Here is a 25,628-nt window from a genome sequence, read left to right on the forward strand (position 1 = left end):
TATATGTTAGGTCAAGAAAAGCCACAAGATTTTGAGTTAGTAGAACTATTAATTCGAGAAGCAGGTTCAAATGTAGCAAGTACTTCAACTCAGCAAGGAAGTGATTTTGAATCTTTCAAAGCAAGGTTTCAATCGTATGTTGACCAGGTTCCATCGTATTTGCATTCAGTAGCTAAGCAAGGATTTTTCCCTCATTTCTTTTTAGGCAGTTTTTCTACTTTCATAGACACAGAGATTGCAGTAAAGCTAGATATTGAAAAAATATGTTTCTGTTTTGATGGTCCACAAACTTTGAAGGTGGCTATCATAAGGAAAGGTGACATTAAAGGTAAAAAAGATGTGATAGATAAGATAAGGTTATTTGTGATCTCAGAGAAAGGTGCCCCTTCTGCAACTCAAAAGTTCAGTTATGGTGAATTGAGGGATGCATTAGGAAGATCTCAGCCTGCACGATTTCAACCTGTTTTTGACAATCAGGGCGAATTAAGAGTTAAATCAGTAACAATTGATAAAGGTAATGTTAATCAACAAGGAGTACTTGTTGTAGTGGAAGATAAAAAATTGCATGAAGATGATGCTTCAGAAGATAAGTTTAAAGAAATAAAAAAGGGGGTATGGAATAATCCAGAAAGTGATATAGCCAAACTTACCAATTCTGACGCAGAGGAAGTTAGTAAACCTTTAGAGAAAATTCTTAAAAAAGTTAGTGGAATCCACTCTGAATATGAGAATTCAATTGTTTACGCTGATCAAGCAAGAGAAGCAGCACATCATGGATTTATAGCAGGAGCTTTAGTGAATTTCCGCTATAGGTATAATCTCAGGGTTTACTTAGAGCAATTTGCAGGAAGAGGTTATGCTGATATTGTTCTAGTGCCTCGTGGTAAGGATAGATCATTAAATGCTGTTCCAATTATTATTGAATTGAAAGCTGGAACAGGTCGTGGTACTACGCCAGAAAATGCTTTGGAGCAAGCAAAGGATTATGCAAAAGGCTTTCAGCCAAATACAATGCGTGTTTTAACCATTTCAGATAATGTGCTTTGTGTAGGGTTAAATTTGGATTCAACTGAAAAGTTTTCTATGTATATATCTCCACCTGCTGACAGGAAGCCTGCTCGACCTACGATACAGAAACTTCTAGAAGTAACTTCAAGTTGGAGTGGTGAAGAAAGTGCGATCGCTGACCTTAAAAAGGAAATAAAACAGCCACTAGAACGTATTTATCATACATTTCCTGGTACGCCAGAGAAAGGAGGTAATTACTTTAGTAGGTTTTTATTAGGGCAACTTCTTCTTGCTAATGAGTTCAAAAGAGTAGATCTAAAGAGATTTATATTTTTATATGATGAATACCCACTCGATTCTACCACAAAATCCGGAAAGCCTGTAACAACTTTTACGTTGATTAGAGGAGGTCGTAATGAAGAGGTATTTATTTTTCATGTTAGAGAAGGAGGAAGAGGGGATCGTAGCAGTAAAAAGATACTTATGCCTGATAGCTTAACAGAACAAAGCAAAATCACAGAGGTGTATATAAGTTTAAGTGAGCAAAAGAAGTCAGATTTTTTTAACATAGAGGAAGTTAATAGGTATGACTCCTTGAGTGAATATAAAAAAGGAAAAGATTTTTTCAAAGGAAAATTAAAAGAAGTTCCCTATCTTAATGGATTGAGAGAAGCATTTGATGAAGCGTTCAAGTCTCAAATTACTCCTGCAGCAGGTAAGGTTCTATCAGTAGATAAATATGATTCACTAACAAAGAAAGTTGGAGAAGGGATGTTTTCTTTTAAGGATTTTATTGGTGAAGAGGCTCATTTTCAAGGAGTGTTACATGGGGCGTTTAGTTATTATAGTGATTTAAAATTAAAAGAATCTCCTAGAGCATTGATATTAACGGAGTTTCAAACAGGGAGAGGAAAACGTATTGATATGGTTGTTCATGGCATCAGTACAGATAAGGATGGAAACGCGAAAGAATACGATCCAGTAGGATTAGAACTTAAAGGACCAAGGGAGGGTAAGACAGCTGATGCATTGGTAAAGGAGGCAAATGATCAGATAAATACAGAGTATGTAAAAGGTGTAACTTATAAAACACTTACAGATGGAAAGGAAGTGGCCTTTATGGGTGTTGTGTTTGATAAAGGTGCGAATAATGCAGATTCTCTTATCTTAATGAGCAAAGATGAGTTTGCTTCTGTTAAAGTAATTCATAGCTCTATCTTTAGTTTTAGTCAGCAGCAGCCTGGAAAGAGATTTGATCCAAATAGTTGTGTGGGGCAAAGTAGTAGAAGCAAGAGAAGTATTAATAACTGCTTATTTTCAAGGGAAGATGTAGAAAATTTCAGTAAAGGAAAGGTAGATGAAAATAATGTAGATCAAATTGTAATTGATGGTGAAAAGTTCCTAACTTATGTTAAAAACAGTCAAGATGAAGGGGAAAATGCTCAGTTAATAGAGTTTATCGGAAATAAAAATATTGAAGGTGACTATAAATATTTAGTTGATAAGGTAGTTGGAGATCAAGGGTATGAGCGCTATATTCAGAATGAGCGTATTAAGGATTTGCAAGGTGATGTTTTACAACAAAATAGTGGTTTAACAAAAAATCCAAAGTTAAAAAGCAGGTTAATGAATGCTGCAGGTAGAATACAATTAATAAGAGGAATTCATGGTGCTATTGTATCTTGTAAAGATGGAACGGCAACAGATTGTGGATTAAATCTAGGCGGAATAGGATGGTCTTTTGCATCTCAACCAATTGAAAATGTAATGGTTAAAATTGCTCCAAAAGTTGTAACGTCATCTGAAAAGGTTGTAGCAAGAATTGTACCTGGTACTTTAGGTAGGCAGACAAAATTTGCTGTTAAATTGGCGGGAGTAAAATTTGGAAGTACAATAGCAAAAGGTGTGGCAGGGGCTGTAGGTGGTGTCTTTGATATTATTGATATAGGCATATCAGCAAATAATCTTGTAGACTGTAAAAATAGAGAAAGTAGTGATAATCCATGTGGAGAGAAAGAAATAAGGGATAATATAGCATCTATATCCTTTTCTGGAGTGTCATTTATTTCTGGTGTTGCTCTTACAGCAGCTGGTATGCCGGTGGTTGGTATTGCAGTTGGATTTGGGCTCATGGTAGGTTATGGAGTTTATAGTGGTATCAGCAATATAGTAGAGTACGAGAAAAAGTATGATACAACCCATGGAGAAAACTGGAGCATATTTTGGAGAACGATTCTATTTCAAGATATGGCATCTGATGTGCAACACCTTGCAGATAGAAAAAACACAGTTGATAGTCTAGCTAAAGAAGTATGGAAGGCTTTAAATAATGCTCCTAATAGTGTTGTTGCTTATGGTGTTGGTCTTGGAAAAGTAAGTGATAATACTCTTCGGCCTGATTATGCAAAGATTTTGATGGATAAAGAAGATACTAATACCAAAGATCTTTCACGTGTTATACCTGATAGTATACCAGGTGCTAGCAGGATTTGTTTGCCAAAGGTTACTGGGCAGGATTATGAAAAAGGTATTACAAGTTCAGTTCAACCGCCTTTATACTACTGTGAGAATGCAATGGTTATTAGTCACGATGGTAGAAATGGCAAAACAATTGTTTATGATTTACAAAATATAGATAAAGGCGAAATTGTTGGAAGCAATAAATGGAACAATAATTTTCTAATTTATCCAGGTACAACAAAAATAACTGGTGGCAATAATGTAGCAAACAGATTTGTTATTGTAAATAACCCTAGCTTTTCAGGCAAAATGATTGGTGGAAGTAACTCTATTAATATACTTGATCTAAGTCAATTAGCAGAAAATAAAGTTACAGGTGTGATTGACTATCGTTTTAAGCCTAATGCCTATGGGAGATTAAAGGTAAGAATAAATAATCGTTTGTTAATTGATGATTATGTTAGTAACAACCTCTTTAATTACCATTATATTGGAAGACAGAACAAGGTAGATGAGGTCTTGTGTATGGGTTATTCTGAGCATTTTACAGGAAGTGATAACCGTGATGTTATAATAGATAGTGGTGGCGGTGTTAGTAGAAATAAGAAAGATGTAGTCAAAAATTGCAGAAAAGTTATCATTTCGCCGTATACTACAGTCGAAGGTGGAAAAAGCAATTATACTTTTTACGTAAAAACTGCAGACTATAAAGGTAGGGGTTTATATTCAGAAATTAATGTAGATGGAACAGGAACTGTAGTTTTTCCAGAGATTGATTTATTAAGTGATTGTGATCAGATAACCTACTCTAAAGAGAGTAATACTTTATCTTTGAAAATAAATTTTGGTCAAAATAATCAATTTACTCTTGATGTAAAAAATTATGTCGAGCAGAGCAGTAATAAACCTCACTTTGTACTGATAGATAAAAATGGTAGTAATATTGTTCCTAAGATTGAGAGATCAGACTCAGCAAATATAAAGATTAATTCATTTGAATTACATTCAGAATATTCTCTAAATAAATTTGACGATGTTGAAACTCATTATAAAAAGATTCTAAAGAATAATAAGGGTTATAAAGTTTTGAGTGTTATTAGAGGAAAAACACAAAGTCAAGATAATAGTGTAGTTCCACATATGGTTTTCGGTTCTTCAGGAGATGATGTAATCAACTTCGACCAAGGTACCATGTTTGCAAGAGGAGGAAAAGGAAGGGACGTATATGTTATTACTGATGATATAAATAATAAAGAAGTTAAGATTGATAATAGTTCAGATGATGAAAAAATAGATACGCTATTTATGCCAGAGGTTGAAAAAGATTTTTCAATCCAGCAATGTGATCTGTATTTAAAATATAATAATAGTAACATTCGAGTAAAAAACTACTTTCAAGATCGTAATTATAGGCATCTTATAATTATGAATAAAAAGGGAGAAGCATTTATCCCTATTATAGAGTCAATGTCATGTTCTTCTTCAGAAAAAGGGAAATTAGTTCCTTTTTTACAAGCTACACAAACTCAGAATATGTTTTTATTGTCTAAAGATTTTGAAGATGATCATGTAGTTATAGATTCCCATCTTAAAGATATTGAGAAATATAAAGATAAAGATGATCTCTTATTAATAAGAGAAGGAGAAGCTCCTTTGATTATTAGAATAGAAGATTTTTATAATGATCAAAGTAAATGGAGAGATATTAATTTTCTTCTGTGGAACAATGGTAATTTTTCCCAATATTTAGGTTTACAGCAAGAAGTCAATGGAATAATAGACTATCAAGACAAACTTAAGGGTGATTATAGAAAGATCATAAAAGAATATAATGTAGATTTTACTCAGTCTATCAGTATTACACATAATCAAGACGATACTTTAACTTCTCTAGGGAACGATGAAGAACGTATAGGAGTAGTGATATTAAAAAATATTGCTCCGGATCAGATTGAAGTTTCTAGTAGTGGTACAGATCTGATATTTCGTGATAAGAGGTCCAATCATACGGTCAACATAAAAGGTTGGAATAATAGTAAGTCTTATAGGATTTCTACATTGGAGTTTGATCTAGGCTTAGAACCAATAACAATCCGCAGATTAGATAAGTTCAGCTTACACGAGGTAGGAAAAATACAAAGTTTAATTGATATAGCTTCAGAAAATTACCAAAATAAAAGTAAATATACTCCTAAAGTAGAAACTGACTTTAAATGTTTAATATCAATTGATGGTTTTAAAAGTGAAAATAGAAATCCAACGTATCAATGTTTAGGCTTTTCGTCACTCCAAGATCAAATTGGCTTTACAGAGGATTCCTGCAACTTAGAACAGTTATCTGAGTTTGGAAATAAGTTAAATGGTACTCAAATCTCAGCATTGTCAAGGACTTTACAAAACAATCTCTTATTAAGTGGTTATGGTCAGGATGTAATAAACCAGTGCTCTAAATTAATGATGACTGAGGCAGGCAATCAGCAAAGTAAAATATCTTCTATGGTCAAAGATGTTGAAGAATCTACTTTCCTTGGCCAATCAGAAAATAAGTTAGATTTAGGTAGATGTTTAAGTGAAAGGAAGAAAAGAAGCTTTGATTTTTGTCCAGCGTTTTTGGAAAATATACACAATGAACTTAATAGAGAAGAAAGTGAAAGGAGAAATATTGTTGTAGAAGAAAGCAGTATACGTGTAATTACTTCAGACCATGAAACACTCGATATAGAAGACTTACCTATTCGAGAAGTAGTAATGAATGACAATATCAACAGAAAAAGGAGTTTAAGGAATACGTTAGATTTGCGTAAGTTGGTACAACAAATAAATAAGGATTTGGGTATTAAACCAATATCAATGGTTATTAAAGATGCAAGTGATTTATTAATTAAGGTGTCTATATCAGCCACTGATTTGCAGCAAGATGTAATGACAATTAGGTTAAAAGATGCACTTATAAATAAGTGGTATAAGAAATTACAAATTATTTTTAATAATACACCGATGGAAATAGATGATAGTCTAGATTTAAAGCCTTCACTTTTAATCTCTGATAAAGAAATCGTTGTGATAACTCCTCAAGACGTAGAAGAAAAGAATAAGCTGGTTATATCTAAAAAGGCAGGGCAATATGCTTTTCTTTATTCTGGATATGACTTGATAGTTACCAACGCTTTTAATGCCAATATGGAGTTATGTATTATATATTTTAAGGATTTTTATAAAGAACCTAAAATGAAAACGTTGTCTATAAGATTCACTGATAAAGAAATACTATTAAGTGATGAAATAGATAAAATATACAACGCAGATAGTATAGATAAATTAAATTATGTTAGTTCTATTACTAATTTGCAAAAAAGCCTTATAACTTCTTTACACCTTGCTGCTCAAAATGGCGATTTAGATCAAGTCAAACTTCTTTTTGATAATGGTGGTAACATTGAAGCTCAAGATGAGTTTGGTAAAACACCAATACTTTGTGCTGCGGAAGCAGGTAAATGGAGTATAGTAGAATTTCTTCTTGATAATGGTGCTAACATCAATAATGAAACAACATATCAGGAAACGCCTTTACATTGTGCTGTGCAAGAAGGTAATTTAGATATAGTTAAATTTCTTTTTGATAGAGGCGCTGATATTGAGTCTCAAAATGCATATAATGAAAAACCTTTGCATCTAGCTATTAAAGCAGGCAGGTTGAAAATAGTAAAACTTCTTCTTGATCGAGAAGCCAATATCAATGCCAAAGATAAGGATGGTAAAACACCGTTAGATGTTGCTAAAGATCAAAAACATGATGTTATTATACAATATTTAGAACAAGCTCAATTAAATGAGCAATTATTGGCTGCAGTAAAAGGTAGTGATTTTAATGAAGTTCAAGGTCTTGTAAATCGAGGTGCTAACGTTAATGCTAAAGATAAAGATGGCAAAACCCCTCTACATTATGCTTCACGTTCTGATCATCATTTAGGTATGGTGAAGTATCTTATAAGTAAAGGTGCTGATATTGATGTTAAAGATAAAAGTGGTAGAACTCCTGAAGATGAGGAGCGTTATACTAATTCTGGTACGATGAGGCAAGTCTTTATGCAAGCACACTTAGATAAAGAATTGTTACTTACTGTAAAAAATGAAAAAGATCTAAAGACAATTAGTGATCTTATTGCTAAAGATATCAGCGATAGGACACATGGCGGGTTTTATTATACCTGGAGTGGTAACTTAGGCACAGTAGAGTTTCTTGTTAGTAAAGATGTGAGTGTTAATGCGACTGATAAATATGGCTGCACATTACTACACTGGGCTGCATTGAAAGGTCATTCAGATATTGCTAAGTTTTTAGTTGATAGGGGAGCTAATGTTAATGCTAAGGATGTACTTGGCAGGACTCCTATGCACTTTGCTGTTATGAATAATCACAAGGATATTCAAGGTGTATATGGTAGAGGTTCTACATACATTACTGTTGAAAGCAATGATGAAGAAATTGTACAACTTTTTCTCATGAAAGAAGCAAGTATTAATGAGGTTGATAAAAATGGTGAGACACCACTACACTTAGCTTCTCGGGGTGGTCATTTCGGTATATTGCAGGATCTTATAAATAATGGGGCTAATATTGGTACTAAAGATAGTAGTGGCAAAACACCGCTAGATATTGCTAGAGATAAGGGACATAATAATATTGTACAGTACTTACAACAAACACAATTAACGCTAGATAAACAGTTATTAATCGCAATAGGAAATAATGATCTTAATAAAGTTATAGGTCTTGTAAATCTAGGTGCTAGTCTAGATGCTAAGGATGAATATGGTTGGACATCACTACACTTGGCTGCATCGCAAGGTTATTTAGAGGTTACAAAGTTCTTAGTAGGAAAAGGAACTAATATTAATGCTAAAGATAAGAATGGCAAAACACCACAAGATATTGCTATTGATCAAAAACATGACAGTGTCGCAGTGTATTTACAACAAACACAATTAGGGTTAAATGAACAATTATTGGTTGCAGTGCGAAGTAATGATGTTAATAAAGTTAAAGATCTTGTAAGTAAAGGTGCTAGCGTAGATACTAAAGATAGTGATGGTTGGACACTACTACATCATACTGCAAGAAGAGGTTATTTAGAAGTTGCAGAGTTTTTGATAGAAAAAGGGGCTGATATTAATGCTGAGGATAAATATGGCAAAAAGCCTATACAGCGTGCTGCTGAGGACAATAATAAAAATATTATAACTCTCCTACTCAGCAAAGGGGTGAATATTAATGATACTGATAGAAATGGTCGGACATCGCTATATTGGGCTTCTTGGAGTGGTCATCTGGATGTAGTAAAGTACCTTATAGGTGAAGGGGCCGACATTAATGCTAGAGACAAAAAGGATGGTAAAACGCCACTGAATATTGCTAGAGATAAAGGACATGATAATATTGCAGAATATTTAGAGAAAAAGCTCAATGAAAAAGGAGAAAAACCTGTGCAACGCAAACGCCGTCATCACCATAGAGATCATGCTCGTCACCATATGTCAAGAAAACCACTTGCTATAGATTCAAGTAATCAACCTGAAATAGCAACAAGCAGTGTTATAAGACCATCTTCATGGATAAATGATTGTATTTCTTGGGTGAAAAGCTCTATAGGTGGATTATTAAATCCTAAACCTGAGAAAATATCGAGCACTAAGGATTCAATCTCACAAGTTGGTGTACCGATGGATGTAAATGGTACAATAATGTTACTTGACGTGCTTGTTAGAAAAGTTACAGGTCAAAAGTATATTTCTACAGCAGATCAGTCTATATCTCCACTAGAAGCACAGGGCTATGCATTAAATATTACAAAGGGATTTGAGAAAGTAGTAGAGCAAGCTGGATTAAAAAGTGGTGTATCAATGCATCGGTTAAATATTGATTTTGTGGAAATACAGAAAGAAGTTACAGGAAAAATCATGAGTGGTAAATTTAATGAGATTTCAGGTATTTTAAAATCATATTTAGAGAAAGCATTTCCTGGTAGAGAAGCTGGTAAATTAAGTTCGAAAAAGTTTGACAAGTTTATGGTAGAGTTTAATAGCGGGCTAAATGTTGTACTAAATCAATCAATAGAGCAGATATTACACAACGGAGATGGTAGATTAGAAGTTGATGGTGCAAAGGAAATGAGTTTAGAGCCTCAAAGTTATTTAAGTAATGCTTCCGTTCAAGGCCATTCAAAAGTATCAACTTGTCTTTCTGACATAGGAGTAACTAAGCTTGTGAATAACCTCAGTAGGTAGACTAAAATATGAGAGATGGAGGTATAATATGCAAAATAGGGGAAAGTTTACAATAGGATTTAAAGTAAAGGTAGTCAAAATAATTAGGGAAACCAGTAGCAAGTTTGATGGTCTTAATAATAAAATGGATGAAGTAGACGTTACAGGTAATAATGCTAAGTGGTTAATGTGTTTTCCATATTGAACTTACAGTACGTAGCTTTGATATAGAAGTTTGGGTAACGTTATGATAGTATAGCTCTTTTTACAATAATCCGAACAGACCGTAATATGCTACTGGCCTGCTATAGCCATAAACACATATCTTATCGCATTCGGACTATTATAAGAAAGGCTATAATTTATATAATTCTATGTGCAATCTTTATAGCTGTTTTAGACAGTTCATTAGACTCTTAATTAAGGGGTATGTCTGACTTAGGAAAGATTTTCATAAATGTTGAAAAGTAAAGTGAATAAGTTGTAGTATTTATGTTTTTTCCTTGAGTTGTAAAATTTCAGAATGAGAGAGACCGGTAATTTGAGCTATAACATCAATAGAGACACCGGCCTTGAGTGAATTTTTTGCAACTTCAATTTTACCTTCAACTTTACCTTTTTGATGGCCGATTTGGATGCCTTCTTGTCTACCTTCTTGTCTACCTTCATGTTTAGCATCATCAAGTTTTTGTTCTAAGATAGCAGCTTCTTTCTGTAAATCCATGACCCTTTCTTCATAAGCTACAAGATCTTTCTCATTCCAATGAAACTTATCTAACTCATCATATGCTAGCTTTATTATTGGTGATTTTTCTGCTATTTTTCTTAAATCTTCATCGGTCGTTTCTTCTGCATATTTGAAGAAAAATAGCCAACGATCTACTACATTTTCTAGCTGCTCTTCTCTACTCTTAGGAAACTTTGGTAACTCAATGAAAATAAATTGAAAATCTTTTAAGTCATGCTCGTTAGTTTTTTCATCTCTTATGGTATGGCTAGATATATAATCAAGCTTATCAGGAAATAAATTACAGTTAGAAATAGCAATAAAGAAAACCTTCTTTAAATCAATGTACTTACCACCTTTATCAGCCTGCCTTGAGTAAGCCTTAGCAGCATAAAGTTGAGCACGTTTTTCAAAGCCTTTATCACGAGCAAGCTGCATTTCCGCAATATACCTATTTCCGAGAGAATCCTTACAGAGGACATCAACGATGCTTTGTTTATCAGAAGCAATTTCAGGATTCATAATAGTGCTAAGGAACTCAACATCTTGAATAGTATTGACTCCAGTAAAGCCTAAGATGTCATTCAAAAAGTGAATAAGGATATTCTTATTTTTTTCAGTACCAAAAATTTTCTTAAATGTTAAATCAAGCTTAGGATCTAAAAATTTTGAAAGAGCCATGAGAAAGTAAGATAAAAAGCATTAATAATTATACACAATTGTGAAGAAATATTCAACTAAAATTGAAACGTAGAAGTTTTTGTATATCTTTATTTGGTAGTATTAACCTGTATAATATTTATGGCAAATACCTTGATAAAGTATCAGATAGCACAAAAAGTAAGGAGCTGGAGGTTAAAGCGAGGTTATACTCAAAAAGATTTAGCGGGAAAAATTGGCGTAACGTATCAAATAGTACTACAATATGAAAAAGGAACACGTAAAATTTCGATTGAAAAGTTGTATGCTATAGCAGAGATATTGTCGATTGGTATTGTAGACCTAATTCCTGTATCAAATGAAAAAATCTGTTTTGAAGATGAGGGAGAGAAAATATTAAATCTAGTAAGAAAATATAAAACGATTAATGATCAGGAATTACGTAGAATGTTTTGTTTACCATACGCGTCAAGTTAAGAGATTGTGAGCAAATTTAGAGAGGTTAAAGTGGATACTCTAGCCCTTCTACGTTTGTCTTTTAATGAAAATCGCGACCAAGTTATAGTGAGTTTTTTAAGAAATGCTTTTAAACTATTAATTTTGGTTAATACTAAAAATAACTCTCTAACCCGCCTTTTTAGCTCAATAAATGCCTTTGTTAAGCTAAGTTCTGTATTCTTTTTCACTTCTGTGCAACCAACTATGCCGTGAAATATAAGAATTGCGCACAATTTAGCATATAGTTCACATAATACTCTGCATGGCTTTCCTTTTAGCTTATCAAGCCTGATATGGCTTTTATACAATTTAAATAATAACTCAATTTGCCACCTTACTCTGTAAATCGTTAATACTTGCTCAGCACTAATTTTATTTTCTGGAACATTAGTTATAAATATTGACCAGTTCAACAATTTTTGATTTCTTTTAGAGGATCTGCGATCTTGCTAATCTATTAGCTTTCCTTCTTCTGCCCATAGACTGTTCTTCAGTTAGTTTCTGACATATAATTCTTACTCTAATTTTTGCTTCTTTTCCTAACAATACCTCGTTTTCTAAAAATAACTTATCCTCTCAACATTCTAATAACTCCATTTTTTGATTTGTTTCTACATCATATATGTTGGTATCGACGACTTATGAAATAAGCTCCTATTTCATTGATTTGTTTAAAAGAACTTGGCACAAAATAACCGAGATCAGATATTAGCAAATCATTGCTTAATATATTACTTAAATGTTTCCTATATCCCTGGTCTGATCTTACCCCCTCCGTTAAATTAAGTTGGTCTATTATCTGATTCATGTAGTCGAAAACTAATTGTAACTTTATTCCAGACTTAGTATTGCTTTCATAGCCACTGTAGCTAGTACCATAACCTTTATACATCTCTTCCATACTGTTAGGTAGAGTAATATAGCTACTGTCCAATAATTTAACACTATTAAATTGCTGTAAGATTTTGCAATCAACTTGCAAGATATTTTTAAAGAGAATCACAGATTCATTATACATCCTTTTCATAAATTCCACTGCTTCTTCAGTAAATCTAAAATCCAAACCTTGTTTTGTTATATCTATCGAGTCCTCGTTTAGTAATTGACACATTGTTTCTACGCTACAATTATCAACTCCTATATTACCCAAGACCATGGCTTTTACGAATGATGAACCTTTTAGCTTTCTCTTTCTTTTTATAAACCTTGTTGTAATTGAGATTTTCTCTGCTTTTTCATTAAAAAATTCTTTGAGCTTTTTTGATAAGCAAGTTATTTTATTCATTGGTTCTCTCACTAAAAGTATATCTGGGAGAACTTATACCTTATTATTCTATCTCTTTCATACCTTTATTTCCTTAACTTGACGCGTATGATGAATCCTACAGTCTGTAGAACTATTGTTATTATTACCGCTATTGGGATTTTTTGCTTTTTCATGTGAAAGTATTAATCTATTATGGATGATTTTGGGAGTTTATATAGAGATCATAAAAAACTTGCAGCTTTAGTGATTACTTTTTGTTGACTCGTATCGATTCTCTGCTTCTGCAAGTAGCTTTATTATTTCTCTGTAAGGTTTATCTTTGTTGTGCCTTGATGCCATTACAGCTATTCTTCTAGGGCTTTTTCCATTGCTATCCTTTATATTAGGATTCGCTCCTTTTTCTAATAGAAACTCAACGATTTCTAAATAGCCTTGATCTGCAGCAGAATGTAGCGCTGTCCATTTGAATTTATTAGTAGCATTAATATCAATACCATCTTCTACTAAAAACCTTACGATTTCTAAACATCCTTCTCCTGCAACATAACGTAATGATTTTTCACCAATACTTATATTATCTTTTATCAAGGATTTCACAGTTTCCAAGTCACAGTTCTTAGCTGCGATTTCTAATGTGGCACTGTAACTCTCATCTCCTTTTTTAAAAAAGGAAAAATATATAACCACAATACACACCGTTAGCACTATAAGAAAAATTAATCCATCAAATTCTCCTTGGCGTATAATTGAATTTTTATGAAAAAGCCTTCTTATATTTCTGTTCATGTAGTACTGCAATAATTATACCCATCTAGAATTAAATGACCATTTGCTTAAGTTTCACTTAAACAGCTTTGCTCACTGCTGCCTCTACTATAGTTTGATATCCTCTATTATTCAGAATATGTTCTGCCTTGCTAATTACCCATTCACCTTCAATTTCCTGACAAAATCCTGAAAGGCTGATCTTAGCTTCTGCAAATAATTCTGGATTACCAGGAACAGTTACATTTAAACTTGATGTACTACGTTTTAGTTGTTTTAACTTGGCTGCTGCTGCACTAATTGCTGATTCTGCGGTAGAGTAAAGCGTTTGCAGGGTATAACTTGGACCCTCATTTCCCACTTTCTCTTCTATAGTTTCTCCCTTTTCATAACTGTGCCATTTTGCAATAACAGATCCATATTTGTTACGCACATTAAAATTTACCTCCCAATTTATAATATCTTTAGGTGTTAATACTGTTGTACCTAACATCTTTCCAGTCGCTGATCTTGCTTCTCCCTTTGGAATAAAAATTATATATCCTCCTGCTGGTTTTACTAACGCATCATATTTTTTGCCTAATCCTTCCAAAAAACTCATGTCGCTTTCTTCTGCTTGAATGGTATGTGGTATAAATATATTTTCAAATCTTTCAGCGACTTTACCTTCATACCCATGTTCTTGTGCTATTTCTTTAATCAAATCTCCCAAGGTAATGTCTTTCCATTCCTTTGATTTTCTTTCCTTTAATGATCCTCTTAAACTTGCAGCATCACATTTTATTCTTAAAGTTTGCGGTGGACTTTGTATTGTAATTTGATTTGCCTTATATACCCCCATAGGTAATAAACCTGTTTCTTTATATCCTAGAAAAACCTGTAAATTACCCTTAAGTTCTAAAGCGCTAGAGCTATAATTAATGCATATCTCAGCTTCGTCACTTGTAGTACCGGATCCATCAGTTACACGTAGTAATATTAAACTCTTTTTTAAAACCTCTGTTACTGGGTTATTTTTTGCTACTATATCAAAATCTGGTGTCATTCATCTAAAATATTTATAACAGATTCTTTCAGTATTTTTTGAATTTTAGGAAGCTTAATTCTTAATCCAGCGGGCAAAAAGCTTGCGTATTCTGCAAGGCCTGGATTTTCAAGCAATACTTCCTCCACTGCTCCACTACTGTATCCATAATGTTTCCAGCAAATGTAATCCAACATTTCGTTTTCTTTCGTGTAATAATAAATCACTTACTGTAACTTTTTAACTTCAAAATAAACTCAACTTTTCTCGGTTTTCCATCAGGAAAAAATAATATCTGCTTTTCTTCTACATTAGTAATGACAAAATTTCCAAATACACTTCCTGAATTATCAACTAGAACGTGTGGTTCTTGAGTGTTACGTATATTTTTTAGCTGTTCTAAGCCATTACTCTGATAACGTGAATAAATCACTCCTGTTAAATCAATACATTCAATTCCTGAACCAATGTTTTGTAGCGACGTTTTTTCAATACATTCAATTGTATACCACCTTTTTTCTTTACTGTATCTTAGGCTTATTGGTTCAAGCTTACATTTTCCAAGCAACATCAATGTAACTCTTCAACTATATCAAAAAGTGCCCCACGTGCTTGTTCTCTAAATCGTTCTATTACTGCATCAGCAACGCTGCGGACATCTTCAGACTTAATGTTGATATTAAACGTTTGATAGAATGCTTGGTTATATACTTTAGATTCCCTATTTTCATATCTACTTTTCTTGAATGCTTTCTCAATTTCTTCTTGTTCTATAGCTCTTTTTTCTTCTATAACACCTTTAACTTTAAAACTCTCAAAATTGCCTTTACTATTTTCTGAAAATTGTTTAATAGCACTATTACTTGTCAATGGGTTTCCGTTACTGAAAATGCTATTTTTAGAAAGCTTATTAACAAAATTTCCATTATTTTCAAATTTTCTAATCGGGTTATTCTCAGCAAATATGCTACTAACTGTATTTCCCATCCATGAAAAAGCTTTTCCTATAGGTTCAATGAGTGATTTCCAAAAGCTAGAGAAAAAGTCTTTCACTTTTTGCCAGTTAGTTAGAACATAAGCTGCACCAGAAACAAGACTCGCTATTAAAAGTCCAATTGGGTTAGTCATTACAGCTAGTGTTATTGCTCTTAGCCCTGTTATTACTGCAGGGAAAACTATAGCTGATAAAAATGAAAATGTTGCCAATATCGTTGCTTTAAGACCAAAAATTGTACTTCCTAATAAAGTAATTCCATAGCCTACTCCCACTACTAAGACTTTCAAACTTATCAAAGCTGCTAAAGTACTCATGATTACTGTAGTTAAAGTTGGATATTTTTCTGCAAAAGAAGCTATACGCTCTGTTATTGCTTTCAAACTTCCAGCTACATAATTTAAAGTAGGCAACATCACTGACCCTAGATTCATTCCAGCTTCAAATACTGCATTTTTAAGTAATTGTAATTTATTAGCTGTAGTGTTTGCCCGATTTTCAAATTCTTTCTGCATTGAGGAGCGGTACTTTCCTTTATCAGCTACCTGTTCAATAGCTTTCTTATAAATGTCTAAGCTTCCTACTAAAAGAGCAATGTCATCTTGAAACCCAGCGCCAAATAGATTCATAAGAATACCGGCACGCTCTTGATCGTCTATTCTTTTTAAAGTTTCAAGGAATTGTAATATTGCCTCTTGAGGATTTTTTTTAATGGTTTGTTCGAGCTCTTCTATACTTGTTCCCATCTCATCTAATGCATCGTGAAATTCAGGACTTTGCTCTCTTGCAGTCTGTAGTTTACTAAGAAAGTTATTTATAGCAGTTGCTGCTTTTTCAGGTTGTTTACCTAAACTTATGAACGTACTTGCTAAGCTACTTGCTTGATCAACTTCTAAACCAAACTGTTTAGCATTACCACCAATTCTATTTAATGTAAGAACCACTTCTTGTGCTTTAGCAGCGGTATTGTCTGAGAGATGGTTTATTATGTTACCTACATTTTCCATACCATCAACTTTAATTCCATAGACGTTGGATATTTTCGCAATAGCATTACCAGCTTCTTCTGCCGACATATCAAACGCTGTGGTCATTTTGGCAACTACTGTTGTAAACTTTATAAGATCATTTTTGTCAATACCAAGTTGACCACCACTTGCAGCTATTTGTGCTAATTCTGCAGCTGACAAGGGTATTTCACGAGACAACTTTTTGAGCTCTTGAGCAAATTTATTAGCTTCATCTTTTTTACTATCAAACCTTACTACTTTCTTTACATCAGCCATAGCCGATTCAAAATCAATTGCAACTTTAACTGGAGCTGCAAGCGTTAATCCAAGCCCAATTGTTTCTATTATTTGTGACTTAAAATGTGCTTTGCTTGCTAAAAAACTTTGGTGACTACGTATTGCAGATCCAAGCTTACCATACTTACCTTTTAATACTTCAATAGAAGAGCCAAGTTTATGTTGGTCACTTACTAAGTACTTAATATTTCTTCCACTTTTCCTTACTTCTTCATTGAATGAATGTAAAGCATCTCTCTTTTTCAAATATGCTTCTTTTGCTTTTGTTGCGGAGGTTTTGGCCTTGTCAAATTCTGCTTTTAAAGTTTTGCTCGGTTTCTCTATTGCTTTCATTTGTTTAGCTAAAGATTTTACTTGATCTTCAAAGCCCTTCCATGACCTTCTGCTAGTTAAAACATCATGACCCAACTGCTTAAACTTTGATACTGATTTTAAAGATGAGTCAAGCTTTCTTATATTCTCACCAAGACGGGTAAGTTGACTACTACTTCCTTTTATTACAGTATTAAAACTTCCATCTAAAACTGCTCCGATTTTTATAGATAATGTTGACATTGTACCTTCCTCACTGCTTTATGCCATAAGATAAATTCACTAATCTCCATATCAAGAATGTGCTCAACTCCACCACCTATGATAGAGCCAAGCACTAGTATTTCTAATCTCAAGTTTTTTGGATAATCGGTGAAAAAAAATCCTTTAATACCTCTTGTACTTTTACATAATCAGCAATATCTAACTCTTCAATCGCTTCTTTTGCAACTGATGTCAAATTGGCAGTCAAAGTTACTTCCTTACTTAGATCACTACCACTAAGTCTCTCAATAGCTAGATAATCTCTAACTTTTGGACGTCTAACGGTAAGTTCTGAGACAGAAATACCATCAACTGTAATTGGGTTGTTTAGTGTTATAGTTTGCATAAAATTCTCCTATAAAAAATAAAATCTTGTAAAATGTTGTAACTATTTGATCAACATCTAAAAAATAGAATTCTAAAAATCTTCATATTCCAAGCACCGTTTGAAGTAGTGCCATTTGATCAACACCATTTATCTTTCTAATCATATTTTCAGCATCGATTTCTATTAACTCATTACCACCTATAGTAAGTTTATAGTAATGAGCAGCTACAGTACACTTCAGCGTTGCTTTTTCAGCAGGTTTCCAGTTACCAAAGTCAAACTCTTTAAAAATGCCTCTTAAATTGATTATTACTCCTTCAATATCATTGTTTCCGCTGCCTTGTAATCCGCCCCTTAGCGTCAAAGCTACTGAATTTCCATTTATCAACCCAAATAGCCGAAAGAGCTCTGTATCGTATTCAGAAAAAGTGAAATCTGCTTCAAGCTTCTCCATGCCCATATCAATATTTATTGGAATATCCATACCACCAGCTCTGTATTCCTCTGTTTTTATGGTAAGTTTTGGCAAGGTTATTTCATCTATTTTTCCTGCATAACCACGACCATCAACGAATACGTTAAAATTTCTCAGTATTTTCGGTAACACTTTGCTTTCTCCTAACTTATATTTACGAGATGAGACCTGAATATTATTTGTTCTGCCGGATATGGTGGTGTAAACTCAAAGTCAAAGTATACTTTTCCACTTGCAATATTTGCCGGTGTATTGAGTTCGGGAGTTGCATAACATTTTCCACTGATAATTGCTCCTTGCGCTTTTAAACTTGCAAGGTAAGAATTCACCCCCTCAATCACATCATCTATATAAGTTTTTGTGATATTGCGATCAACTGCCCAGAGATGAGCTCGAAGTAAACTATCGTTAATTAAATCTGCAGTGCGCCTTACTGATAGAAAAGCCCATTTCGAATCGTTTGAACATGTTCTATTTCCCCAAAGCCTATAGCCATTTTGATGAATTATCGTTGTTACTTCATTTTCATTTAAATGGTTTGCTCTACAATTTGTATTACCGAGCGTAAAATCAATAGGCCTGCTTGTTCCAACAATACCATTTATCTCTTTATTTGAAGGTGAGTGCCAAAATCCTTGTTCGCTATCTACTTTTGCTATTAAACCAGCTACAAATGGGCTTGCTGGCAAGGTTCCTTCTTTTCCTTCAATAAATACCTTAACCCAAGGGTCAACTACGTAAACTCTTGAGCTGCCTACACTTTTTCTCCATTTTATTGCTTCTTCATCATTAGTATTTGGTCCATCTGCAACAATAATTGCTCTTAATTTTTCTGCTATGGAAATTAAAGCACTCACTACTGGATTTACTCCATCTATTTCAGGTAACTGATGAGTAAACTGAGGTGCAATTAATATTTTTGGAGCAATATGAACTATGCTTTCACTACTGAGGAATGCCTCTATCCCCTGATACTCTCCAGTCTCTTTATCAACACCGCCAATTATATTTTGGATAGTTTCACTTTCTTTGAGCTTTGAATCGCTGTTTTCACTTTCTTTAACTCGAATAACTACTACTGTTGCACCAATTTGGGAAAATATTCCGTTTGTTGCAGAAGGTAAACTGCCACTCTTTCCAAGTCTTGCTGCTTCTTTTAAGCTTCCTGCAATTAACACTGGTTTATTTAGCGGAAATTTTTGCTCATCTGCTTCAGGTGCAGTACCAATTACACCTATCACTGATGATTTAGCCGTACGTACTGCCCTTGCTCCAGAGGTTACCTCTATAACATTTACTCCGTGCAAAAATTCTTCTGTCATTTTTTTCCTTGCACGCTGATTTTTGAAAAGAATTTAAGTTTCTAGGTTTTGCATTTTTTGTTTACAATCATCTAGCAAAGTTTGCAGTTCTTCTTCACTTTTAGCTTCTTCAATTTTCCTCTTCGCCATGTTTTCCAACTCCTCGCATTTCACTATCGCTTTTACTGCTTTTTTCACTTTTTCCTCGATTATCCTTGCCATTTCGATAACTGTAATACCACGGACTTTTGCTAAAGGTTCTATAATTTCTTTATCCTTTTCATCTTGGTCTGCTAGAATGCTTTTTGCGGCTTTCGCTTGTATCGCATACGACTTAGACTTCTGGTGAGAATGTCCTGTGTATTGGTTAGTATAGTTATCATAATAAGCACGAAGATTAGAAAGTGCAGAAAATTTCGCATTTTGCAATAACTCCAATTCAATATCTTCTTGATTCCGCTGAGCAATTTTGCCTCCTTCTGTTAAACAATAGCTTTTTTGCCAATCAAAATCTTTTGGCGCTTCATACCAATTTTTACCTTTTGGCTTGCTTTCAAGTATTGTTGTTTCTACTTGTTTATCATTTTCAAATCTAATGTAGATAGACATTGTTTGTTACCTCCAAATCTCATGCGTGTTAGATAATCCAGGACATTGCCAAGCTTTTAGCGTTCTTTCCACATCTATCTCAAGCCCTGTAGTTAAAAAATTGCTCCGAAAGTTATAAATACTCCACCTCATAAACCAACTGTAATGGTGATAATCAGATGTGTAAAAATATGGCGATGCGTAAAATAAAATTGCTATTGTCTTATTTGCTGGCACAGTAATATTATTTGAACTACTAAATACTGCGGAATTAGTTGAGTAGTTGTAAATATTTGTCCAAGTTATTCCTGAAATTGCCGATTTATTAGTATTAACGTGACTAGGTGTTCCTACGAATAACCCTGCTCCTTCATATCCTGAACTCCAACGTGATGAACCACTAAAATGAAGCGTTCGCGTTTTATCGCTGTTTGTAGTGTTTTTTACAAATATTACTCCAAGTAGTGCATATGGGTAACTGTATTGATCTGAGCTGTGACTACGACGTAAAAATGCTTTTCTGTACAGAAATTTACCGTTACTTCCTTGTAAGAAGTACAACTGTGGTGGATGATAAAAACTAGAATACGTACAATCATAAGTATTACTACCTGCAAGGAGCTGCAGCATATAGTCGGTTTTTGCTGTATCTTTATACCACTGCCCTAATTCTGTTTTGAAATAGCCATTATCATCAGACCAACCATAGTCATTATATCGATTAAGAATGCCGAACAGAAAAGGTAATGATTCAGGTTCAACCATATTGCGCTTTCTTATCTCTTTTATAATTGATGACCCATTTGGCACATCATTAATCGAGTTAAATTTAGTTGTGAGTGTTTTTAATTGGTCTTCTCTGGTTTTTATTTCCTTCATAATTGATGAACCAGTTGGTATATCGCTTATGGCTTTAAGGCTATTTAATGTGTTTCTTATGCTATTTAAGTCTCCGGCATTATTGATGGTGGCAACATGTGAATCTTTTCTGCTATCAAGTAGTGATAAGTTTGTAATTCCTTTTTCATCTATTTTCTTTAACGACTTTCCTTCTAATTCAGAGATTGCCGCTAATGCATTGTTTTTACTACTATCTAATTTATTTAAATGACTTGTGCTACTGTCAAGAAGCTCTTTTAATTTTGCATCAGTCATCTGTACAATATCAAGTACTGTACTTTGCCCAGCAATAGACTCTAGAGATTTTGCGAGATAGGCGAGTTGATCAGGGGTAGCATTTACAGATAGATCTTTCAGTCTCTGATGCAATGCATAAACTACTTCTTTGGCAATTGTCATTCATTACCCCACAAATTTAAAAAAGATTCAAAGCTAAATCTTTCAAAATTACTTTTAAGTTGATTATGTTTATCTTCTCTTTCGGTAATATCTTCATCTATTTTTTCTATAGCTTTTCGAATACGTACTACATCTTCCACTGCAATATTTTCTCGATGTGGCAAAGGATATCCTCGTTTGGTTTGGTCATTTGGCATTGATTCAAGTAATAATCACTCGCAAATTTTTTACTTTAGGACGATAGATAACCGTTCCACTTAAAACTAATTTTATTCTTGTCTCATTAGCATTAAAGTTTGTCAGTACATGAGTCCTCTCTACCCAATTTTCCCCTATTGGTTTTCCTGATGTTAAATTTACTAATTGCCAATCCACATTTTTTTGCACATATGCTTTAACGTCTGCAGTGCTAGGTATTAGCGCATCATATGTTATGGTGATCTTAGTATTAGCCCCTGCTGTAATGCTTCTTGTAACATAATCTCCAGACTCTGAAAGATTACCCATAACTAGCTGTAACCCAGGATATAGCACTGGACTTTTCTCTCGCCCTCCTTTTAGGCTTGCTTTTACCGTTAGCTCTCCAGATAATCTTTCACGCAGTGCGAGCGGCAAATTATCAGACAAAAAGTTTTCTCTTCCCTCTTCATCTGTCAGAATAAATTCTACATTGGTATCAAATGCTACTTTTTCGACGTTCGTCAAAACAATTAAATCTGAAGTATTGTTTGCAGTAACTTTACCAAGATCAATAACGTGAGAATTTTCGCTAAATTTTGCAGCTAGTAATCGAAACGTTAAATCTAAATTTTGATGTGGAGTCCAGGTACTTGCATTGCTTGATGATAGTAATACTCCTACTTGATAAGGCTGACTTGTTACCCAACGGCTATTTACTGCATCATATTTGCCAAGTTCTGCTATTTTTACTGCAGTATCTGCGTCATCGGTAAGTAAAACTATTGCATACTCTTGTCCTACATGGCAAAACACTGGTGACCACTCTATACGTGTTGCTGTGCCATCTATCTTTATATCTTTTGGCTCAATATAGCTTTCAGCAATGACAGTCTGCGAGGGCATTCCTACTGCTGTTTCTCTAATCTGCACAACAACACGTTTTTTGCCGCTATTTGTGAACCATAGCTCTACACCTCCTATGTGCCTACTTTCATTTAGTGTAAATGTCTGGGCTAAAGGATCAACTCTTCTTGCTGCGATAACTCTTCTTCTTTCCTCTATGGTAATTGTTTTTTTACCAGTATAAGTTGCTTCTCCATAACTGCCTTTATCACCGAAGAACTGCACTAACTTAGTCCCAGCAGGAATGTTTCTTGGTACAGTAAATCTTCCTTTTATTTTTCCTCTGTTATCAGCAATAAATGTTGCGATCATGTTTTTCTTTCAAATATTTTCTATGCTTGAGGTTGAATAAAAATTCCATCAAACTTTAATTCCTTAAGCTTTTCACCTGGCTCAAAACCTTCAATTTCAAAATTCTGTACTGCTTCTCTCATAAATTCAGTTTCGTATGAAGTACTTGACAGCAGCTCTGTTGTTTCCGTAATATTAAATACTCTGGTTACTGGACTTTTCCAATTCGTGGTAACCTCCGTCCAGTGGTCAATGTTTTTATTTAGAGTAATTTGTGCCGGTATTGGATCAAAAGCTTGATATGGATTGATCTTTTCTCCTTTGGTCTGTAAAAGCTGCTCCAGTACCGGCTCAAGTTTATATGGCAATAAATAAGTTTTTTCTCCCCCATCAATATCAGCAATCGTTACATCTATTGGTAAAATTAGTTCCTTGTTTACTATTGCTGCAGTCTGCGAAATTCCTTGATCACGCATATCATCATCAAAGAACGAATCAACAAATACTCCTTTTTTGGTGGTAGGTTCTCTTGAATTTGCATCATTGCGTAAACGCTCCTGTGCAACAAGTGCATAAAGATCATTTATTCCTTTTTTCATTGCTTCAAGCTCATTCATCGGTACAGCATGAATAGCATTATTCACTATTTTTACCCCTTCTTTTTCTCCGTTTTTCCATGTCTGATGAATGTAGCAGAGCAAAAGTTGTCCGCTAGGTGCTTTAGGCATTGATGGTCGCCAAGGGTGAGCTATACCTTTTATTCTCCTTACTGCTTCTTTGCTATCGATAGTAATTAAATCATAGCGGGGCATTTTCCAGGTGTAATCAATCAGAACCAAGCTGTTATCAACTGCTCCTTTTACTTTGCATCCCTCTTCACTTATATCTTCAGGGCTTACATGAGTACGACAGCGGTAAGTTATTTGATAACTACTTCCAGGAGCTGGCTCTTTACCTGGTAATGACCAATCAACGTTTCCTGCATTTAACTTATAGTCTATACTATTTTCATAAATAACATTGCCTTGTTTAATTTGAATAATCTCAAGTACCGCAGAGTCAGGTATTGGATCAACAGCTCCTGAATATGAACCATGAGTAATGGTAATGGTTTTTTGAACGGTTATATCTACTTTTTTGATTTCACTTATTGGAAAATCATTAACTTTAAGTTCCATTACTCTTTGGCTATTTGGCTGAAAAGTATGTGGTTCTGATTCAACTGATTTTATATCCGGATCTTCATCAAAAGAAACACGAATACTGTGAGGAAGTTCAATCTCATAGCCATCAACATGAGCTTTACCCTCATTAATCACAAATATTTCTTTTTTACCTTTTTTTACCCCTTCTTCTCCCTTTTCTTCTTTGTGGAGGAACATCACTTCAAGGCCATTTACAACGTAGGAACCATTTGCCTCTTTGTCATAACGAGCAAGCGCAGTAGTTACTATATTTGCTTGTGGTGGCGGTGAATGTTCTATCAATACTCCATTTTCAATGTTATAAATTGGATAAAATTCGCCATTTACAGAAAAACGTGGAGAAAGACCTTCTGCTTGATAACCCCAAATGGTGGAAACTTTAAGCCTTGCAGCTCCTACTTCTTGATAATTACGTGTACCAACAGCAGGATCACGAAGATTTTCGTCCTCAAGTTCTGTAATCGTAGATTCTAGATAATAAACACCGATACGCACTGTGGTACTCAGTGGAATAACAAACTCTTTTGCTTCTACTTTTCTAACTGCTCCACGAAGATAGATTTTTCCTGACTCAAGTGTAACTTTACCAGTTTCCCCATCTATAATACAATTGCTTCCTGTTATAACATCGCCATCACGAAATATTGCATCGCCTATGCCTTTAAGCTTAGAGAGAGCATACTCCTGAGTTTCATTTAATTCTGCAGACTGTAAACCTCTTCCTGCCAGGAACAAGCTTTTTTCGTATTCTTTGTCAGGATTAAAACGGTTATAATAGGCGTTTAAAGTCATTTTGTTTCAAAAAGTTACAACAAATGAAAAAGTTTCCCGAGTTGCAGATGTTCTGATAAGTGGTACGGTATGTTCCAAAACCAATAAAATCCCATGGTCTTCTATATCTTGAGGTTCAAAATATCTCTGTCCTTCAGGTAATTCTTTTTTTACTTTAGTACCAACCATAACCCCTAGCTTTCTGATTACTCGATTTGCTGCATCCGTGAAATCGAAAGTGAATTTGAGAAAAAGATTATTGGTTGGTACATCAGAAGGCCTAAACCTTCCAGAAGGAGTTATAAGTTCTCCATTCTCATCACCCGTGCAGAAGAGAACCTCATCTGCAGTACGTCTGCCAAGTTCATTCAAGAGCTTTATAGAATTTATAGGTTCAGGTGGTGTGCTTTGAATGTACTCTATGGTAACTTTATCACTTACTGGAATAGAGCTATTTTCCGTACGTTTAATTACACCAGTACTGCTATCAACTGTATAGTCAACACTTGGCTGATGCATTGTTTGTCCTGTAACAACCTTCACATCTTTAACAGGTTGATGATCAAGTTTTATTTCACCCTTAACGAAAGTTTTTTCTACTTTATGGCTACTTCCAGAGCTTGCATCACCACTGCCCCAGGCAAGATGTAGAGATTGCTCTTTTATACTTGCTGTTATTGCTGCTCGACCTGATTGTGTGAGTATTGACATGTTTGCCTCTCTTATTATATATATAC

The 25,628-nt window shown here is 34.2% G+C and carries 19 protein-coding genes and 2 pseudogenes; 4 read left to right on the top strand and 17 right to left on the bottom strand.

The features are described from left to right. The first annotated feature begins 3 nt into the window (after positions 1-3). From AAGD87_RS03745 to AAGD87_RS03755, 3 genes are all read left to right on the top strand, one after another. Complete coding sequence (locus tag AAGD87_RS03745; protein WP_341817778.1) at positions 4-9,753, top strand: ankyrin repeat domain-containing protein; 9,750 nt, start codon at positions 4-6, stop codon at positions 9,751-9,753. A gap of 28 nt (positions 9,754-9,781) precedes the next feature. Continuing rightward, a complete protein-coding gene (locus AAGD87_RS03750; RefSeq protein WP_253303103.1) occupies positions 9,782-9,937 on the top strand; it encodes a hypothetical protein in 156 nt (51 codons plus the stop codon). Positions 9,938-10,023: 86 nt separating this feature from the next. Next, entirely contained in the window at positions 10,024-10,152 is a 129-nt protein-coding gene (locus AAGD87_RS03755; protein WP_264705181.1) for a hypothetical protein, read from the top strand. Between the two features lie 70 nt (positions 10,153-10,222). Here the strand turns inward: AAGD87_RS03755 and AAGD87_RS03760 are convergent, their stop codons facing one another. Continuing rightward, entirely contained in the window at positions 10,223-11,140 is a 918-nt protein-coding gene (locus tag AAGD87_RS03760; protein WP_341817779.1) for an Rpn family recombination-promoting nuclease/putative transposase, read from the bottom strand. Positions 11,141-11,260: 120 nt separating this feature from the next. On the opposite strand from AAGD87_RS03760, the pseudogene AAGD87_RS03765 reads away from it, so the two are divergent. Further along, positions 11,261-11,578, top strand: a pseudogene (locus tag AAGD87_RS03765) (helix-turn-helix domain-containing protein); the annotation flags it as partial. A 14-nt stretch (positions 11,579-11,592) separates the two neighbouring features. Here the strand turns inward: AAGD87_RS03765 and AAGD87_RS03770 are convergent. The 16 genes and pseudogenes from AAGD87_RS03770 to AAGD87_RS03845 all read right to left on the bottom strand — a co-directional run bounded on the left by AAGD87_RS03770 (position 11,593) and on the right by AAGD87_RS03845 (position 25,602). After that, positions 11,593-12,902, bottom strand: a pseudogene (locus AAGD87_RS03770) (IS4 family transposase). Positions 12,903-13,124: 222 nt separating this feature from the next. Beyond that, positions 13,125-13,670 carry an ankyrin repeat domain-containing protein gene (locus AAGD87_RS03775; protein ID WP_114517423.1) on the bottom strand — a complete coding sequence of 182 codons (546 nt, stop codon included), beginning with the start codon at positions 13,668-13,670 and terminating at the stop codon, positions 13,125-13,127. A gap of 58 nt (positions 13,671-13,728) precedes the next feature. Then, a complete protein-coding gene (locus AAGD87_RS03780) occupies positions 13,729-14,694 on the bottom strand; it encodes a phage late control D family protein (protein WP_341817780.1) in 966 nt (321 codons plus the stop codon). After that, positions 14,691-14,870: a tail protein X gene (locus tag AAGD87_RS03785; RefSeq protein ID WP_341817781.1), complete on the bottom strand. Its 180-nt coding sequence runs from the start codon at positions 14,868-14,870 to the stop codon at positions 14,691-14,693. Before AAGD87_RS03785 ends, AAGD87_RS03780 begins: the two co-directional genes overlap by 4 nt. A gap of 26 nt (positions 14,871-14,896) precedes the next feature. Continuing rightward, positions 14,897-15,244, bottom strand: a complete 348-nt coding sequence (locus AAGD87_RS03790) for a phage tail protein (protein ID WP_262986492.1) — start codon at positions 15,242-15,244, stop codon at positions 14,897-14,899. Continuing rightward, positions 15,244-17,529 carry a phage tail tape measure protein gene (locus AAGD87_RS03795; RefSeq protein WP_341817769.1) on the bottom strand — a complete coding sequence of 762 codons (2,286 nt, stop codon included), beginning with the start codon at positions 17,527-17,529 and terminating at the stop codon, positions 15,244-15,246. The genes AAGD87_RS03790 and AAGD87_RS03795 overlap by 1 nt, the downstream gene beginning before the upstream one ends. Continuing rightward, positions 17,511-17,642 carry a hypothetical protein gene (locus AAGD87_RS03800; protein ID WP_341817560.1) on the bottom strand — a complete coding sequence of 44 codons (132 nt, stop codon included), beginning with the start codon at positions 17,640-17,642 and terminating at the stop codon, positions 17,511-17,513. Before AAGD87_RS03800 ends, AAGD87_RS03795 begins: the two co-directional genes overlap by 19 nt. Continuing rightward, on the bottom strand, positions 17,639-17,896 hold the full coding sequence (locus AAGD87_RS03805) for a phage tail assembly protein (RefSeq protein ID WP_341817559.1): 258 nt from the start codon (positions 17,894-17,896) through the stop codon (positions 17,639-17,641). The genes AAGD87_RS03800 and AAGD87_RS03805 overlap by 4 nt, the downstream gene beginning before the upstream one ends. Positions 17,897-17,978: 82 nt before the next feature. Further along, positions 17,979-18,485, bottom strand: coding sequence for a phage major tail tube protein (locus AAGD87_RS03810; RefSeq protein ID WP_341817558.1), 507 nt, complete (start codon positions 18,483-18,485; stop codon positions 17,979-17,981). Between the two features lie 11 nt (positions 18,486-18,496). After that, positions 18,497-19,675 (bottom strand): phage tail sheath subtilisin-like domain-containing protein, encoded by a 1,179-nt coding sequence (locus AAGD87_RS03815; RefSeq protein ID WP_341817770.1) that lies wholly within the window; start codon positions 19,673-19,675, stop codon positions 18,497-18,499. Positions 19,676-19,708: 33 nt separating this feature from the next. Next, positions 19,709-20,263 carry a hypothetical protein gene (locus tag AAGD87_RS03820; RefSeq protein ID WP_341817771.1) on the bottom strand — a complete coding sequence of 185 codons (555 nt, stop codon included), beginning with the start codon at positions 20,261-20,263 and terminating at the stop codon, positions 19,709-19,711. A gap of 6 nt (positions 20,264-20,269) precedes the next feature. Beyond that, positions 20,270-21,541, bottom strand: coding sequence for a hypothetical protein (locus tag AAGD87_RS03825; RefSeq protein WP_230609034.1), 1,272 nt, complete (start codon positions 21,539-21,541; stop codon positions 20,270-20,272). Next, a complete protein-coding gene (locus AAGD87_RS03830; RefSeq protein ID WP_341817772.1) occupies positions 21,538-21,738 on the bottom strand; it encodes a hypothetical protein in 201 nt (66 codons plus the stop codon). The genes AAGD87_RS03825 and AAGD87_RS03830 overlap by 4 nt, the downstream gene beginning before the upstream one ends. 4 nt (positions 21,739-21,742) lie before the next feature. Further along, positions 21,743-22,936 carry a hypothetical protein gene (locus AAGD87_RS03835; RefSeq protein WP_341817773.1) on the bottom strand — a complete coding sequence of 398 codons (1,194 nt, stop codon included), beginning with the start codon at positions 22,934-22,936 and terminating at the stop codon, positions 21,743-21,745. A 20-nt stretch (positions 22,937-22,956) separates the two neighbouring features. Next, complete coding sequence (locus AAGD87_RS03840) at positions 22,957-24,912, bottom strand: DUF4815 domain-containing protein (protein ID WP_341817774.1); 1,956 nt, start codon at positions 24,910-24,912, stop codon at positions 22,957-22,959. 6 nt (positions 24,913-24,918) lie between these two features. Further along, positions 24,919-25,602: a hypothetical protein gene (locus AAGD87_RS03845; protein ID WP_341817782.1), complete on the bottom strand. Its 684-nt coding sequence runs from the start codon at positions 25,600-25,602 to the stop codon at positions 24,919-24,921. Positions 25,603-25,628: the final 26 nt, after the last annotated feature.

This window comes from Wolbachia endosymbiont (group A) of Pherbina coryleti (genome assembly GCF_964026875.1).
Classification (GTDB): Bacteria; Pseudomonadota; Alphaproteobacteria; order Rickettsiales; family Anaplasmataceae; genus Wolbachia; species Wolbachia pipientis.

What these genes read in the sequence shown, in the direction of transcription:
- AAGD87_RS03755 (WP_264705181.1), top strand. Translation starts at nt 10,024, where the DNA reads ATGCTACTGGCCTGCTATAGCCATAAACACATATCTTATCGCATTCGG.
- AAGD87_RS03825 (WP_230609034.1), bottom strand. Translation starts at nt 21,541, where the DNA reads ATGACAATTGCCAAAGAAGTAGTTTATGCATTGCATCAGAGACTGAAA.
- AAGD87_RS03795 (WP_341817769.1), bottom strand. Translation starts at nt 17,529, where the DNA reads ATGTCAACATTATCTATAAAAATCGGAGCAGTTTTAGATGGAAGTTTT.
- AAGD87_RS03745 (WP_341817778.1), top strand. Translation starts at nt 4, where the DNA reads ATGTTAGGTCAAGAAAAGCCACAAGATTTTGAGTTAGTAGAACTATTA.
- AAGD87_RS03805 (WP_341817559.1), bottom strand. Translation starts at nt 17,896, where the DNA reads ATGCAAACTATAACACTAAACAACCCAATTACAGTTGATGGTATTTCT.
- AAGD87_RS03835 (WP_341817773.1), bottom strand. Translation starts at nt 22,936, where the DNA reads ATGATCGCAACATTTATTGCTGATAACAGAGGAAAAATAAAAGGAAGA.
- AAGD87_RS03845 (WP_341817782.1), bottom strand. Translation starts at nt 25,602, where the DNA reads ATGTCAATACTCACACAATCAGGTCGAGCAGCAATAACAGCAAGTATA.
- AAGD87_RS03820 (WP_341817771.1), bottom strand. Translation starts at nt 20,263, where the DNA reads ATGTCTATCTACATTAGATTTGAAAATGATAAACAAGTAGAAACAACA.
- AAGD87_RS03830 (WP_341817772.1), bottom strand. Translation starts at nt 21,738, where the DNA reads ATGCCAAATGACCAAACCAAACGAGGATATCCTTTGCCACATCGAGAA.
- AAGD87_RS03750 (WP_253303103.1), top strand. Translation starts at nt 9,782, where the DNA reads ATGCAAAATAGGGGAAAGTTTACAATAGGATTTAAAGTAAAGGTAGTC.
- AAGD87_RS03815 (WP_341817770.1), bottom strand. Translation starts at nt 19,675, where the DNA reads ATGACAGAAGAATTTTTGCACGGAGTAAATGTTATAGAGGTAACCTCT.
- AAGD87_RS03780 (WP_341817780.1), bottom strand. Translation starts at nt 14,694, where the DNA reads ATGACACCAGATTTTGATATAGTAGCAAAAAATAACCCAGTAACAGAG.
- AAGD87_RS03785 (WP_341817781.1), bottom strand. Translation starts at nt 14,870, where the DNA reads ATGTTGGATTACATTTGCTGGAAACATTATGGATACAGTAGTGGAGCA.
- AAGD87_RS03790 (WP_262986492.1), bottom strand. Translation starts at nt 15,244, where the DNA reads ATGTTGCTTGGAAAATGTAAGCTTGAACCAATAAGCCTAAGATACAGT.
- AAGD87_RS03840 (WP_341817774.1), bottom strand. Translation starts at nt 24,912, where the DNA reads ATGACTTTAAACGCCTATTATAACCGTTTTAATCCTGACAAAGAATAC.
- AAGD87_RS03760 (WP_341817779.1), bottom strand. Translation starts at nt 11,140, where the DNA reads ATGGCTCTTTCAAAATTTTTAGATCCTAAGCTTGATTTAACATTTAAG.
- AAGD87_RS03775 (WP_114517423.1), bottom strand. Translation starts at nt 13,670, where the DNA reads ATGAACAGAAATATAAGAAGGCTTTTTCATAAAAATTCAATTATACGC.